This is a genomic window from Reichenbachiella faecimaris (assembly GCF_900176375.1).
Classification (GTDB): Bacteria; Bacteroidota; Bacteroidia; order Cytophagales; family Cyclobacteriaceae; genus Reichenbachiella; species Reichenbachiella faecimaris.
The window spans coordinates 1,249,617-1,263,533 of record NZ_FWYF01000001.1 but is presented as its reverse complement, the minus strand read 5'-3'; the positions used below and the strand labels follow the sequence as shown (position 1 = coordinate 1,263,533).

The following is a 13,917-nucleotide window of genomic DNA, read 5'->3' as shown; positions in this document are numbered from 1 at the left end:
CTGATGGAAGATTAGGGCGGCTTTTTTGTTTATAACCAATTTAGACCGATCATATATTTTGAAGATTGTAATCTTGTTTTTTGAATTAAATTGGTCGACTTAACAAATCAATAATTATTCATGACAAAACTCAAAACACTATTCTCCTGTTCAGGTATACTGCTTTTAGCCTTGTTGGTATCCTGCGAGTCCACTACAGAGACAGCCTCTCAAGTACCAGGCATCGACGTTTCTATGATGGATACTACCGTTAGTCCCAGCGATGATTTTTTCAAATATGTAAATGGGAATTGGCTCAAAAATGCTGAAATACCAAGTGATAGAGGAAGATGGAATAGCTTCGATGAAGTACGGGATGTCAATAGCAAAACCGTGCTGGATGTATTGGAAAAGGCTGCTAAGAGCGGAAAATATGAAGCGACTAGTGATCAAATGAAGGCAGCTGATTTTTATAGTGTGGGTATGGATTCTCTTTTAGCTGAAAAAGTGGGTTTGAATCCAATTAAACCAAAACTGCAGGAGATTTCGGCTATCGAAAATATCGCAGGTGTTCAAAAATATCTGGCTGCGCAAGAGGTTTATGGCGGAGGTGCATTTTTTAATTTTTTCGTGACTCCTGATTTAAAAAACAGCAAAGAAATGGCCGCCTACCTTAGTCAAGGCGGGCTAGGACTACCTGATCGCGATTACTATACGAAAACAGACGAGAAATCGGAAGATATAAGAGAGAAGTATCTAGCACATATTACAAAAATGCTTCAGTTTTTGGGAGACTCTGAGGAAAAAGCGCGTGCACAGGCAGAAAGGATCATGGAGCTGGAAACGCGCATGGCCGAAGCCTCCATGACGAACGTTGAAAAAAGAAATACTCCAGCGCTGTACAATAAAATGTCCCTGAATGAATTGAGCGAGCGAGTACCTTCTATTGATTGGCCGGTTTACCTGGCAGATATGGGCGTTCAGAATATTGACACGCTGATCGTAATGCAACCAAAATTCATGGACGAATATGAACGCATCGTTAATGAAGTGCCTTTAGCTATTTGCAAAGAGTATCTGAGATGGGATTGTTTGAATCGCGCTGCCAATTATTTAAACTATGATCTCGTTCGTGCAGATTTCGATTTCTATAGCCAGGAGCTTAGAGGGGTGGAGGAAATGAGACCCAGATGGAAAAGAGTGATTGGTATGACCAGTGGGGTGTTAGGTGAAGCTATTGGCAAACTTTATGTAGAAGAGGTTTTCCCGCCAGAGGCCAAGCAAAAAGCGACAGCCATGGTAGAAAATATTATGGAAGTATTTGCTGAGCGTATCAAAGCGCTCGATTGGATGACAGACTCGACTAAGGTGAGGGCTTTGGAAAAGCTAGACAAAATGTCCGTGAAAATTGGGTACCCTGACAAATGGATCGATTATTCAACCATGGAAATAAGCAAAGACCCTGAAAAATCATCCTATTATGACAATGTAGTGGCAGCGAGAATATTCGATTTTCAGTATGAGTTGAATAAGCTTGGCAAGCCTGTGGACAACTCAGAGTGGGGAATGACACCCCAAACGGTAAATGCAGGCTATCATCCGGTATACAATTCTATTACCTTTCCGGCCGCTATTTTGCAACCTCCATTTTACAACTACATGGCTGATGAGGCAGTAAACTATGGGGGCATAGGCGCGGCTATAGGGCATGAAATTTCTCATTGCTTTGATGACAGTGGCAGTCGTTTCGATGCGGATGGTAACTTGAACAATTGGTGGACGGATGCTGATGCTGAAAATTTTAAAGAAAGAACTAACAAACTCGTCGCTCAGTTTGACGCTTATGAGCCAATAGATAGCGTTTTTGTGAATGGTGAATTTACACTTGGAGAGAATATTGGTGACTTGGGAGGGATTTATGCGACTTATTATGGACTTCAAAAGCATTTGAGCCAGAATGGTAATCCAGGTTTGATAGATGGGTTCACACCAGAACAAAGGTTTTTCATTAGTTGGGGCACTATATGGCGTGCTAAATACAAGGATGATAACCTAAGAACCTTAATTAATACTGACCCGCATTCTCCAGGGATGTATCGAGCCAATGGCCCACTTTCGAACATGCCAGAATTTTATGAGGCTTTTGACGTGAAAGAGGGAGATGCCATGTGGAGAGCAGCTGATGATAGGGTAGTTATTTGGTAAACCGCATATTTTCACTTAGCTTTTCCTGTACAACAAAACCACAAATAGATATGGGCAAAGGAGATGTAAAAACAAAAAAAGGTAAAATTAGCAAGGGGTCATTCGGCGTAAGTCGCCCACATAAAAAGAAAGCAACTACGACCGAAAAACCTAAAGCCAAGGCCAAAACCAAAAAGAAAAAATAGTCCTGATATCAGGACTATTTTTTTATCCTCACTTCAATTCCCGAGCAATTTGATAATTTAGCGGTTCGATTGATTTCTAATGAAAAAAGTTACCATTTGTCTGCTGTTAGGCTTAGGCGTATTTCTCACTCAGGAGGCTTGTGCCCAAAGAAGAACCTATGTGGGTTTGAAAGGTGGATACAATCTCTCATCAGCTTATTTCTTCCATTCATTTAATGGCTCGGGTATCGTGACTGGATTGGAGGGCGGATTTCAAGGTGGAATCATTGCCATGAACTACGTCCGAGATCATATAGGACTACAAGCTGAGCTACTTTATACACAGAAAGGGTGGAAACAGAAATTTGATAACAACCAACCCGATTTCATCACGGAGCTGGATTATATTGAATTGCCGCTCTTGGTCAATTTGCATACAGGTAAAGAGCAGCTTCATATCTTTGCCAATGCTGGATGCTTTGCTGAGTTCTTGGTGAACGTGAGTCAAAGTGCTTTACCTTCAGATACAGGTAGTCAGCAATTTTACCCGTATGATGAATCAAGAGATCATAAATTCGGATATGGCTTCAGAGGTGGTATTGGTGGGTATTACGATTTTGATTTTGGGACTTTTATGTTGGAAAGCAGCTTCTCTTACAGCCTGAGCGATATGCTAGACCCAATTACCCTGGATACAGGTATTCCTAACAGTTCAAAAAACTGGGTCATTGGTTTCTCCATGGCTTACATGTTCTCGTTTGGGGAATTATAGGAATAATTCCTATACCATATTATATTTATAGGTGATACAAACAACAACTCACCCATGAATGTCCGATTTCTTAAATATGCTATTGTCTTTGTCATTCCAGTAGTCGCTTATTTTTCTATCAACGCATCAGGTTGGTGGACATTTGGCACTGCACTTTTGGTTTATGGCTTACTTCCATTTCTTGAATTGTTCTTTCGCGCCAATCAAAAGAACCTAGAAGAAGCCGAGGAGGAGTTGGTTGCCAGAGATAGAATTTATGATTACTTACTCTATTTGGTTGTCCCTGTTCAGTTTGCCTTGCTTTTCTATTTTGTTTCTACCATAGGAGTGATAGAAAGTTCAGGGTTGGAATTAGCGGGTCGTATCTTATCTATGGGTATTACCTGTGGGGCGTTGGGTATTAATGTCGCACATGAGCTCGGACATCGCAAAAGTAAATTCGAAAGATTTTTGGCAAAGGCGTTGTTGCTTACTTCTATGTATATGCACTTCTATATTGAGCACAATAGAGGTCATCATAAGAATGTGTCTACGCACGATGATCCATCTTCAGCAAGAAGAGGAGAGTGGGTATTTTTGTTTTGGTTTAGATCCATGATTATGGGATACATCTCATCATGGAAAATAGAGGCTGCCCAACTGAAGAAGAAAGGAAAAGGGCCACTTTCCTTACAAAATGAAATGCTTAGATTTCAAATCACTCAGTTAGCTTTTCTTGGATTGATTTATTGGGGCTTTGGCTTTATGCCAATGGCTTGTTTTCTGTTAGCTGCTTTAATAGGTATTATTCAGCTGGAAACAGTGAACTACATAGAACACTATGGGCTAAGCCGAACCCAAAAGGAGTCTGGTCAATATGAACGTGTACAGCCCTGGCACTCATGGAATTCAAATCATACCTTAGGAAGATTGTTTCTTTTCGAACTCTCCAGGCATTCAGATCATCATTTTTTGGCGAGTAGAAAGTATCAAATCCTACGCCACCATGAAGCCAGCCCTCAAATGCCCACTGGTTATCCAGGGATGATGTTGTTGTCAATGCTGCCACCCTTGTGGTTTATGGTAATGCATAAGCAAATTGCACGAATCTCAAAAGTAGAAAACTAGCTCAAAGTCGAGCATATTTGGAAACAAACTCTAGTGCGCGTTCGTCCATCCAAGAGGTTTTAGCTCCCAGCTTGAAAAAGCCCACATGTCCACCTTTCCTTGGCGTTTCCAGGTGCAGAAACTCGTGATATTTGCAAGCTTTGTACGGGTAGCATTTTTGACCAAGCAAAGGATCGTTCTTCGCATTTACAATCAGTGCAGGCAATCTGATGCCTGCATAGTGAAGATCAGAAGTCGCCGTACGATAAAAGTGCCTGCTGTTTTTAAAACCATGCAATGGTGCTGTGTATCTTTCGTCAAACTGGCCAAAGGATATGATATCGTCTATGCCATCTATATTGACTTCCTTGGGATATTGTTCGTGCTTTTGTTTGACCTTTTTAATCATCTTCTTCAAAAAACGTTGTTTGAAAAACCAGTTTTCCCGAAAGGTCAATTGGTGCGCGCTATCCCACAAGTTGCATGGGACAGAAAAAGTAGCTGCTGCTACAATGTGTTTGGGGACGCTTGGCCCATATTCCCCAAGGTATTTGAGCGTGGTGCTTCCTCCCATAGAGAAGCCCACAAGTACGATTTTTTTGTAGCGCCTAGTATCTATCGCATGGGTAATGACCTGTTCTAAATCTTCCGTGTCTCCATGATGATAGAGTCTCAGGTTTCTGTTGATTTCTCCACTGCAAGAGCGATAATTCCAGGCCAGCACGTCATATTCATGTTTGTTGAAATGACGGGCGCAACTTTTCACGTAATGGCGATCAGAGTTGCCCTCTAGGCCATGAGAAATAATTACCAGACGTTCGTATCCGGATTTTATCCAATCCAAATCCAGAAAATCTTCATCAGGAGTTTCTATTCTTTCACGCTCATAGGTTACGCCTTTGATTTTTCTAAATAAACTAGGTAAGATGGTCTGTAGATAGCCATTCTTGAAGAAGTCCCGTGGGGAGTCGTATGAGGAGTAACCGTAGATGGACATATTTTGTAATTACAATTTATATAAACTTGCTTAGGTATATCATATAAATTTTCAATGGATTAACGGTTTTGCTGTTTTGCATCACAGAGAAGTATCGAAATCAGAAAAAAAAGTATATTTTATTACTCTGAGTCAACTCGGCTTACTCTATTTTTGAGTGGTTAAAAGGAAAAAATATGGCGGATTATATTCTAGGAATAGACATAGGAGGCACCAATACTAAATACGGTCTTGTGGACAAAAAGGGCAAAGTAGTAGGAGAAGGCGCCTTCATAACACATGCCCATGAAAAAGTAGAGTTTTTTTTGGAAGAGCTCAAGAAAAACATACTGCCAAAACTAGAAGGTAAATCTGTCTTGGGTGTGGGTGTGGGAGCTCCCAATGCCAATTACTTCAATGGTACGATCATGCAAGCGGCTAATATTTCCTGGGGTGATAATGTCCCACTTCAAAAGCTTATCAGTGGTGTCTTTGATCTACCTGCCATATTAACCAATGACGCCAGTGCAGCAGCGCTCGGCGAAATGAAGTTTGGAGGTGCCCAAGGCATGAAAGACTTTGTGATCTTCACGCTAGGTACAGGCCTGGGCAGTGGTTTTGTAGTCAATGGCGAAATAGTATATGGTCATAGTGGGTTTGCCGGAGAAATTGGTCATGTGGGAGTCAATCCTGATGGTAGATATTGTGGCTGTGGGCGCAGAGGATGTTTGGAGACTTATGTGTCTGCCACGGGTATCAAAAAGACGGTATTCAAAATGATGGCCGACTATACCCGACCCAGTGTGCTGCGCGACGTGAGCTACAATGATATGACCGCTGAGATGATCACCAATGCCGCCAAAGATCACGATTACATAGCCATCAAAGCTTTTGAATATACAGGCCAAATCTTCGGGCAAAAGCTGGCAGATACAGTTGTACATACCAGCCCCGAAGCTATTTTCTTGTTTGGTGGTTTAGTGAATGCTGGAGACTACCTACTCGATCCAGCTACTTACTACATGGAAAAATTCATGTTCAAACCTTTCAAAAAAACAGTGAAACTACTCCCTTCTTCTTTGATGGACCAAAATGCTGCAGTGCTTGGTGCTGCCGCTTTGGGTTGGGAGGAGTTTAGCAAAAAGTAATCTAAGCTTAACTAATTTTTTATTGCTCTTACTCTCGCCTTTACAATCCAATCGTAAGGTTAGGTTCGTATATGCTTGTCCTGCTGCTTTTCTAGGTGACCTCTCAGCTTCATTTCTAGTGGATTTGGGATATGATGGAGATAAATGGCATATTTATAAGCATACTAAAGACAATAAAGAAACTATGGCGAGAAGTATAACACTGAGAGGAAATATTAAGGCTCCTAATATTGATGTGGAGGATATTTATGGCAATCGAATTAACCTTCGCAACTATAGAGGCAAACGGGTGTTTTTAGGATTCTTTAGACACGCAGGGTGCCCGTTTTGTAACCTGAGGGTGAATAAGTTGGAGTCTGCAGCAGCTCGACTGAAAGAAAAAAACCTGGAAATGATTTTTCTTTTTGAGTCTACCAAGATGCGGCTTTTAGCTAGTAAGTATCATACAGATATTCATACCATTCCTATGATCGCTGATCCAGAAAAAGAATTGTACAATCTATATGGTGTGGAGAATTCACCTCTTAAATCGGCCAAGAGCCATTTCATGTCATTGATACAAACGGCCATAAAAGCGAAGTTAAAAAGCCTTCCCGTGCACTGGATGGCAGACAATGAATCTATCAGCACGATTCCTGCCGAGTTTCTCATAGATGAGCAAGGCGTGATCAAAGTAGTGCATTATGCCCGTGACCTGATGGATGAATTGTCTACAGATCTGATTACGCGATTTGCAGACGAAGGGGTAAACACCAATGTCCATGTATAGTTTTATTTGGACTGCTCAGACATTTAGTCATATATGAGTCTATATTCTTTTGCTTCAGAAAACTGCTGATCTACTGTCTCTATTGCTATAAGAACATAATTGATAGACCCCCATTGATATCCTTTAAATCCGAAATTGTTATTTGCTTGCGTACCAAAAATAAATTTACCTGATTTTCTTTCGCTAAAGGTGTTATCCATTCTTTGGTATTTTACAATTTTGACATTGTTCAATACTTCTGGAGGTGCCTGAATGTAGTAGTTAAAGGCCACAGCATTTCCAGATTGGTCTGAATGATCTATCCAAACATGGACTTCAATGGCAGATAGTATTTCACTGACTGTGAGTTGGGGAGTCTCGTATTCTTGTTGCAAGGTAGGTTGGTAGCGTATCTGTTGTTGCCCTGATTGTTGCCCACCTTTTACCCATCCTTGGCTAGGGTTTGAAGTTCCCCTGTCATTGATCACAGGCATCAGCCATTTCAGGAAATTATTTTCAATTTCATCAATGGACAGCCCGAAGGATCTTTGTACTATTTCTACGCTCGAAGCAGTGGTTAGATTATAATAGGGATCGATTACCGTTCTGGATTTCATCAATTCAAATACCATCTGAAGTTTTTGGGTTTCTTGCAGATAAACAATAAAATTTCTTCCGTAGGCATAATTTATAGAGACATTACAAATGTCTCCAGCTTTGCTTCCATCAAACTCATCCCAATCATGCATGAGAAAGTTTTTCAACCTTGGGATGCGGCTCTTCAATTCGTACGAATTGTATGCTTTTCTCAGTACCTCTGTTCTCCAATTTTTCACTGTACCTGCCATATAGTTGTCATGCCATTGACTTTGCTCATATAGACTGGCAATTCCCTCATCCAACCAAGGAGGTGCATCGCCAATATCAGTCCGAATCATGAGGTGAAACAATTCGTGTATCAATGTCCCAATATGATCTTTGTCAGCCCATCCCAGCAGGGTAAGATCGGCAATGTTTGAATAGCCCCAATTGGCAGAAGGGATTTGGATGCCATGTAGTTTTAATGCCGTTTCCTGCAGTTTTTGTTTGCTGGGCAATAGACATACAGTAAGTAGTTTATCGGGTGGACGAAGGCTGTAGTATGACACATAAAAGTTGAATGCAGATTGTAGCGCTTGACTGACAGCTTGAGCCTTTTGATTGTCGAAATTCGGATCGCGATAGGTGATTAAATTAAATCTCCCAGATTGTTTGACTTGGTAATCGGGACCTAGGATGCGTTGAAATTTTGAAATGGCCGCATTGGATTCATTGAGTGCAAATAGGCGGGATTGGAGTTCTTCTTCCGAAACTTTGTACTTGGTGATGAAAGACTCAGGAGATTTGTCGCAGTCGAAAGAGGTAGAGCCACCTTTGCCACGTGAGGTACTTTCGGGGGTTTCCATAGAGGCTAGCGTCTGCAAAATATCCAAATCAAAAGTCCCTCTATCTGCTATAGATGGATTTGGCCTGGCACAGGATGTCCTGTCATTGCCTATTTTCTTTTTTGATTCGGCTTCTATTTTATAATTTTTCAAAATGTAGTCAAACCATTCAATCGATTTGTCTTTTTGTCCGCCTGCACATAAAGATTTCGCTATAAAAAAATCTACTGTGGCTGATTTGCCGTATTCCTTTTTGCGAAGGGATAAGGCTTCTGAATAGACATCTTTGTATCTTCCTTGCTCGTAAAGCTGTGTCCATTTTTCTTTTGGAATTTTGATCTGAGCAGATACGTTTACTGCAAGTAGCAGTAAGGATAGAGTGGTTAGGTTTTTCATCTTATTAGTTTAAGGACTTTCTACTTCGTTATCATTTATTTCTTGAATTTGAAATTCTTCCTTCTCTGGTTTTTTGGCATGCTGGCCAGCAGTATTCAAATATAAGTTTGTGGAATTTAAAAATAAGGGTTGATCACTTACTGTAATTTCATTGTGCTGGAGTATGGTAGAGACCATCAATATGGTACCTAAGACACCAAAAATGATCCCAGGTGATGAGGAGGACAGTTTCCCTTTCATGCCATTCCCGACTTCCCCTTCTATTTCAGTTGTTTTTTCTTGTAGCTTTCCAATGATAAAAACCGCACCAACAATGGCCAGAATCATTCCAGTAAAAAAGCCCAGATATTTGGTGAACACACGTGCAGCTAAGAGTACGCCTCCTTGAGTGTATCTTCTGTTGAGGCTTCTTTCTTCCATTCTGACCAGCGTAACCCAGCGAACATAGTCCATAGAATTCTTAAACTCAGATAAATCCAGGCTTTCGTCCTGAGTGATTTCATCTATTACAGAAGAGTTCTTGTTTTCCAATATCGTATCGAATTTCTTCAATTGCATGGTAGCCAGATAAACAAAAAGTAGAATGAGTAGTGTGGGCATGGCAACCATCCAAGGCATGAGTTTGGTTTGCCATTGATTTTTGATGTCTTGCGGAATCTGAGATTGGTGTCGGTCGACTTGTTTTGAGGAGTTTGAGTCTGCGTTTTCCATCATGTAAGTAGCATTAGGTGTAGGCTTGTTAGGCTATGATAGTATTTTAAATCTAATGTATAGTGCTTCTATTATAACTGTACAGTTCATAAAAATACATAGAACTCAAGGAGCAACCAAGCCCGATCACGACGCAAAAGAGGAATGCTTAAAAGAATAAGACTGGAATGACCTATTGTCCATCAATTTGATCACAAGGTTTTCGTATAGAGGTTGAGGAAGGTGGCGGTCTTATTAAGGGTCGAAAACTCTGCGCTCAAGTCAGCCAAGAGCCACTTTATGTCATTGATTCAAACGGCTATCCGTGGTAAATTGAAAAGCCTGCCAGTACACTGGATGGCAGACAACGAATCGATTAACACGATTCCAGCAGAATTTCTCATCGACGAGCAAGGTGTGATCAACGTGGTACACTATGCCCGTGACCTCACCGACGAACTTTCTACAGATATCATTACCCGATTTGCTGAGGAGGGAGTGAAGGTAAAGCAGGGAATGGTTTAAAATGTCAAGGGAGAAATTCTCAAGCTAGCAGGAAATATTTTTAACTTTACCATTTTATTCCTTCGTAGTCTATGTGATCATCATTAATGTCTAATTCGGAAGCTTTGCAATTCAATCTTTTAGCGTCTTCTTCTAATTCATTATGATAGTTATCATACTCGTCAGTATAATATACTCCACGTCTTAAAAGTTCTGGCAATTTTCTAAAAGCTCTTTTTCCACCTCCCAATAAGAAGTATTCCAAGTTTGTGGTTCTCATACATTGATAAATGTATTCATTTGATCCATGTATCACATCGTTAATAAATGGCGTCAATTTTTTGGCACCTACGTCGTCATATGAATTCATGGCTTTTTCAAGCCAAAAATCAAGCTGAAGAATCATGGCAATATCTAATTTGTTGGTTTCGTAAAATTGCATATTATATTTCATGGCTGACATTGAGAATAAAATGTGTACCCATGAAAACCGTGCTCCAAAATATTCTGCTATTTCATGTGGATAGAGATGATTTTCTTCTCTTTTTAATCTATAACTATCTTTGGCTTTTCTTATTTCGTAAGAAAAACTACTTAGAAGTAAATCTCGATTTTCAAAACCTAAATTTTTTGATGCGTTTTCGTCATTCCAAAATTTGCCAAGTATTTGATGGAAAATGTTCAAATCTCCGTATGTTCCCCATAATTCAACACCTATCCCTTTCTTAGTTGGAATTATATAAATCATAAATCATAAATCAGTAAGTTAAACTAGTTCAGCGCAGTAACTAAAAATTTATAAAATTACATCTGCTGTTTTATAATGGCTTTTCCAAAAATAATCTTTTTTCTATAGCATTAGCAGCTAGATATTACACCCTATTTCTCCCAATCCTTCAGTCGATCCAAATACAAATAGCTTTCTACGAAGGCTCTGTGCTCTGGGCTGGTCATTTTTTCTACTAGATTCAAGGCTGATATATAGCTGGCCAGGTTGCCATTGGAGGAGCTGAATTTACCGTCTTCTACAAACGTGACGAGACTATCATCTTGCACCAAGAGGTTTGGATAGTCTATCTGTAATTGTTTGCCGCCGCCTATCCAGGTTACTACTTTATGTCCATCGGCAATACCAGATGCACCTATGAGCTGAGCGCCGGCGCAGTTGCTCACGACGTACTTGGCCTCCTTATTTTTGTTTTTAATGAAGTTGATAATTTTCTCGTTGCGCACTTGCGAATACATATCATAGGCACTGGGCACAAACAAGGCAGTCAATTTTGGGCAATTGTCGAAAGTATAATCTGGAACGAAATGCATGCCTTCCTCTGTGGTGATCGGATTCATGGTTTCGGCAATGGTGATCACATTAAAAAGCTGTTGACCATCTTCTGAAGGTTTTGAGAAAACATCCGATGTGGCTACCACCTCGCTTTGAAGAACCCCATGATACATCAAAAGCCCAATGGTGGGCAAGTCCGTTCTGAAAGGTTTGAGATGTTTGGTCAATGTGTCGGAAGAAACTTTTTCTTTGTTTTGGCTTGTTTGGTTTTCGGTTTGACAACTGTATAAAGAGGATATAAAAACAGCTAAAATAATAATCGCGGGTACTCTCATTTTTCTTGTTATGTTTTCTAAAAGATTTTTTTTTAATATTGTCGCATGTACACGATCAGTCCATTGAGTAACGTAGATTATCTGGAAATGATTGAAGTATGGGAAGCTTCTGTTCGGGCCACCCATGATTTTTTGCCTGAAGCCAGAATGCTGGAATTAAAACCTTTGATTTTGGATCAATATTTTGATGCTGTACAGTTGTTTGGCGTGAAAGAGGATGGAAAGCTGCTGGGTTTTCTTGGAATCCATGAGACCGATATTGAAATGCTCTTTATCCGTCCTGATGCGAGAAGAAAAGGGGTGGGCAAAGCCTTGCTTTTACATGCTATCGAAAACCTGTATTGCACCAAAGTGGATGTGAACGAACAAAATCCACAGGCTGTTGATTTCTATCTTTACATGGGTTTTCAGATAGTGGGTCGTTCGCCTTTGGATGGACAAGGGGAGCCGTATCCTATCTTGCATTTGAGTCTGAGCTGATTCAACCCTTCGGCCAAACTACAAATGATACAAACTCATTTTTACTGTCATTTCGACCATAGGAGAAATCTTATCATTTATGCAGTTGTTCATGAGATTTCTCGAACAGCACACCTTGCTCCATTTGAAATAACAATCAGGAGGGCTTTTTGTACATCTTCTGTCCTGAATTTCTACTTTCGTTCGTCTTTTATTAAATTGGCTTAGAATGATTTAGAAACTTACCATGCCTACCATCAAATTCACAGCAAACCTCAAACGATTTTATCCAGAGCTTACAGAGATCGAAATGGACAGTTTAGATCTCAATGAGATTTTGGATGCGCTCGAAAGTAAATTTAAAGGGCTTAAGGATTATGTGGTTGATGAACAAGGGCAATTGCGTAAGCATGTCAATATTTTTATTGGAGACGAGTTGATCAGGGATCGTATAGCACTAAGTGATGCAGTGAAACCCACAGACGAAATCTATATCATGCAAGCTTTATCAGGCGGCTAAAACCTCAAACTAACATGGCAAATTTACTACTTGGCACAAGAAAGGGACTCATTATTTATCAGCAGGACGGAAATGGCTGGAGTCATCAATCTACCCACTTTTTGGGTATTCCCGTTTCTCTCACATTAGTAGACGAACGTACAGACACTTGGTGGGCCTGTTTGGATCACGGACATTGGGGATGCAAGCTACATCGTAGCACAGATCAGGGTAAAACCTGGAAAGAAATAGAAGCTCCCAAATTTGATGAGGGCATGGAGGTGAAGGAAGGCGTGCCAGCCGCAGTGAAATATCTCTGGGCCATGTCCCATGGAGGCAATGACAAGCCTGGTGTCCTATATCTTGGTACAGATCCAGGAGCCTTATTCAAATCAGCTGACAATGGAGATACCTGGCAATTGGTAACGTCACTTTGGGATCACCCATCCAGAGAAAAGTGGTTTGGTGGTGGTCGAGACAATCCTGGAATTCACTCAGTTGTAGTCGACCCTAGGGATTCAAATCATCTCTATGTGGCTGTGAGTTGTGCGGGCGTGTTTGAGTCGTATGATGCAGGCGAGACCTGGCTGCCTGTCAATAAAGGTTTGAAAGCTGACTTTTTACCTGATCCTAATTCGGAGATTGGACAAGACCCTCATATCATAAAAGCTTGCCCTTCTAATCCTGATGTGCTTTGGCAGCAAAACCATTGTGGAATATTTGTCACCACAGATGGCGCCAAAAATTGGAATGAGGTAAGTCAGAAAGATGGGCCTGCGAATTTTGGGTTTGCTGTCGCCATCAAGCATGACAATCCAGATCAGGCCTGGGTGGTACCTGGCATCAGTGATGAGATTCGTGTGGCTGTTGATCAGGCATTGGTGGTATGCCGAACTGATGATGGTGGGAAAACCTGGAAAGAACAAAGAACAGGACTTCCACAAGAAAATTGCTTTGATATTGTATACAGACACTGCTTGGATATATCTGGTGACCATTTGGTATTTGGTACCACCACTGGCAATGTGTATTACTCCAATAATTTAGGAGAAAGCTGGAAGAGGCTGTCTTCAGATTTGCCTATGGTTTATTCTGTTGAGATTGCGGACTGATCGTATGCTCTCAATCTTGGGCCTTTAATTTCGAACATTAAATTTGCAAATCTGCCGTTTATCCTGTGAGACTACCCCATCTCACAGCCCATTTGGTTTTTGATTTCTATTCTGCATAAATTGATTCAAAAACCAAAA

At 40.7% G+C, this 13,917-nt stretch carries 15 protein-coding genes; 10 read left to right on the top strand and 5 right to left on the bottom strand.

The window, feature by feature from the left end:
• Positions 1 to 120: 120 nt before the first annotated feature.
• From B9A58_RS05350 to B9A58_RS05335, 4 genes are all read left to right on the top strand, one after another.
• Entirely contained in the window at positions 121 to 2,184 is a 2,064-nt protein-coding gene (locus B9A58_RS05350; protein ID WP_084371379.1) for a M13 family metallopeptidase, read from the top strand.
• Positions 2,185 to 2,234: 50 nt separating this feature from the next.
• On the top strand, positions 2,235 to 2,369 hold the full coding sequence (locus B9A58_RS05345) for a 30S ribosomal protein THX (protein WP_084371378.1): 135 nt from the start codon (positions 2,235 to 2,237) through the stop codon (positions 2,367 to 2,369).
• Positions 2,370 to 2,448: 79 nt separating this feature from the next.
• Positions 2,449 to 3,120 carry an outer membrane beta-barrel protein gene (locus B9A58_RS05340; RefSeq protein WP_084371377.1) on the top strand — a complete coding sequence of 224 codons (672 nt, stop codon included), beginning with the start codon at positions 2,449 to 2,451 and terminating at the stop codon, positions 3,118 to 3,120.
• Between the two features lie 54 nt (positions 3,121 to 3,174).
• Positions 3,175 to 4,227, top strand: a complete 1,053-nt coding sequence (locus B9A58_RS05335; RefSeq protein WP_084371376.1) for an alkane 1-monooxygenase — start codon at positions 3,175 to 3,177, stop codon at positions 4,225 to 4,227.
• A gap of 1 nt (position 4,228) precedes the next feature.
• Here the strand turns inward: B9A58_RS05335 and B9A58_RS05330 are convergent, their stop codons facing one another.
• Positions 4,229 to 5,203: a YheT family hydrolase gene (locus tag B9A58_RS05330; protein WP_084371375.1), complete on the bottom strand. Its 975-nt coding sequence runs from the start codon at positions 5,201 to 5,203 to the stop codon at positions 4,229 to 4,231.
• Between the two features lie 176 nt (positions 5,204 to 5,379).
• On the opposite strand from B9A58_RS05330, the gene B9A58_RS05325 reads away from it, so the two are divergent.
• Both B9A58_RS05325 and B9A58_RS05320 read left to right on the top strand, forming a co-directional pair.
• Positions 5,380 to 6,330, top strand: coding sequence for an ROK family protein (locus B9A58_RS05325; RefSeq protein ID WP_084371374.1), 951 nt, complete (start codon positions 5,380 to 5,382; stop codon positions 6,328 to 6,330).
• A 22-nt stretch (positions 6,331 to 6,352) separates the two neighbouring features.
• Positions 6,353 to 7,099 (top strand): redoxin domain-containing protein, encoded by a 747-nt coding sequence (locus tag B9A58_RS05320; protein ID WP_245826991.1) that lies wholly within the window; start codon positions 6,353 to 6,355, stop codon positions 7,097 to 7,099.
• Between the two features lie 23 nt (positions 7,100 to 7,122).
• On the opposite strand, the gene B9A58_RS05315 is transcribed toward B9A58_RS05320, so the two are convergent.
• Complete coding sequence (locus B9A58_RS05315; RefSeq protein ID WP_084371373.1) at positions 7,123 to 8,898, bottom strand: hypothetical protein; 1,776 nt, start codon at positions 8,896 to 8,898, stop codon at positions 7,123 to 7,125.
• A 9-nt stretch (positions 8,899 to 8,907) separates the two neighbouring features.
• Positions 8,908 to 9,612: a hypothetical protein gene (locus tag B9A58_RS05310; protein ID WP_139793751.1), complete on the bottom strand. Its 705-nt coding sequence runs from the start codon at positions 9,610 to 9,612 to the stop codon at positions 8,908 to 8,910.
• Positions 9,613 to 9,831: 219 nt separating this feature from the next.
• Here B9A58_RS05310 and B9A58_RS05305 point away from each other — a divergent pair, with 219 nt between their 5' ends.
• Positions 9,832 to 10,113 carry a hypothetical protein gene (locus B9A58_RS05305; protein WP_139793750.1) on the top strand — a complete coding sequence of 94 codons (282 nt, stop codon included), beginning with the start codon at positions 9,832 to 9,834 and terminating at the stop codon, positions 10,111 to 10,113.
• Positions 10,114 to 10,159: 46 nt separating this feature from the next.
• On the opposite strand, the gene B9A58_RS05300 is transcribed toward B9A58_RS05305, so the two are convergent.
• Together B9A58_RS05300 and B9A58_RS05295 are read right to left on the bottom strand one after the other, a co-directional pair.
• Positions 10,160 to 10,840, bottom strand: coding sequence for a DUF6904 family protein (locus tag B9A58_RS05300; protein ID WP_084371370.1), 681 nt, complete (start codon positions 10,838 to 10,840; stop codon positions 10,160 to 10,162).
• A gap of 131 nt (positions 10,841 to 10,971) precedes the next feature.
• Positions 10,972 to 11,709 (bottom strand): DJ-1/PfpI family protein, encoded by a 738-nt coding sequence (locus B9A58_RS05295; RefSeq protein ID WP_084371369.1) that lies wholly within the window; start codon positions 11,707 to 11,709, stop codon positions 10,972 to 10,974.
• A gap of 45 nt (positions 11,710 to 11,754) precedes the next feature.
• Between B9A58_RS05295 and B9A58_RS05290 the strand changes: the two genes are divergently transcribed.
• The 3 genes from B9A58_RS05290 to B9A58_RS05280 all read left to right on the top strand — a co-directional run bounded on the left by B9A58_RS05290 (position 11,755) and on the right by B9A58_RS05280 (position 13,779).
• Positions 11,755 to 12,189 (top strand): GNAT family N-acetyltransferase, encoded by a 435-nt coding sequence (locus tag B9A58_RS05290; RefSeq protein ID WP_084371368.1) that lies wholly within the window; start codon positions 11,755 to 11,757, stop codon positions 12,187 to 12,189.
• Between the two features lie 226 nt (positions 12,190 to 12,415).
• Positions 12,416 to 12,688 carry a MoaD/ThiS family protein gene (locus B9A58_RS05285; protein WP_084371367.1) on the top strand — a complete coding sequence of 91 codons (273 nt, stop codon included), beginning with the start codon at positions 12,416 to 12,418 and terminating at the stop codon, positions 12,686 to 12,688.
• Positions 12,689 to 12,702: 14 nt separating this feature from the next.
• Positions 12,703 to 13,779, top strand: a complete 1,077-nt coding sequence (locus tag B9A58_RS05280) for a WD40/YVTN/BNR-like repeat-containing protein (protein WP_084371366.1) — start codon at positions 12,703 to 12,705, stop codon at positions 13,777 to 13,779.
• The last annotated feature ends 138 nt before the right edge of the window (positions 13,780 to 13,917 follow it).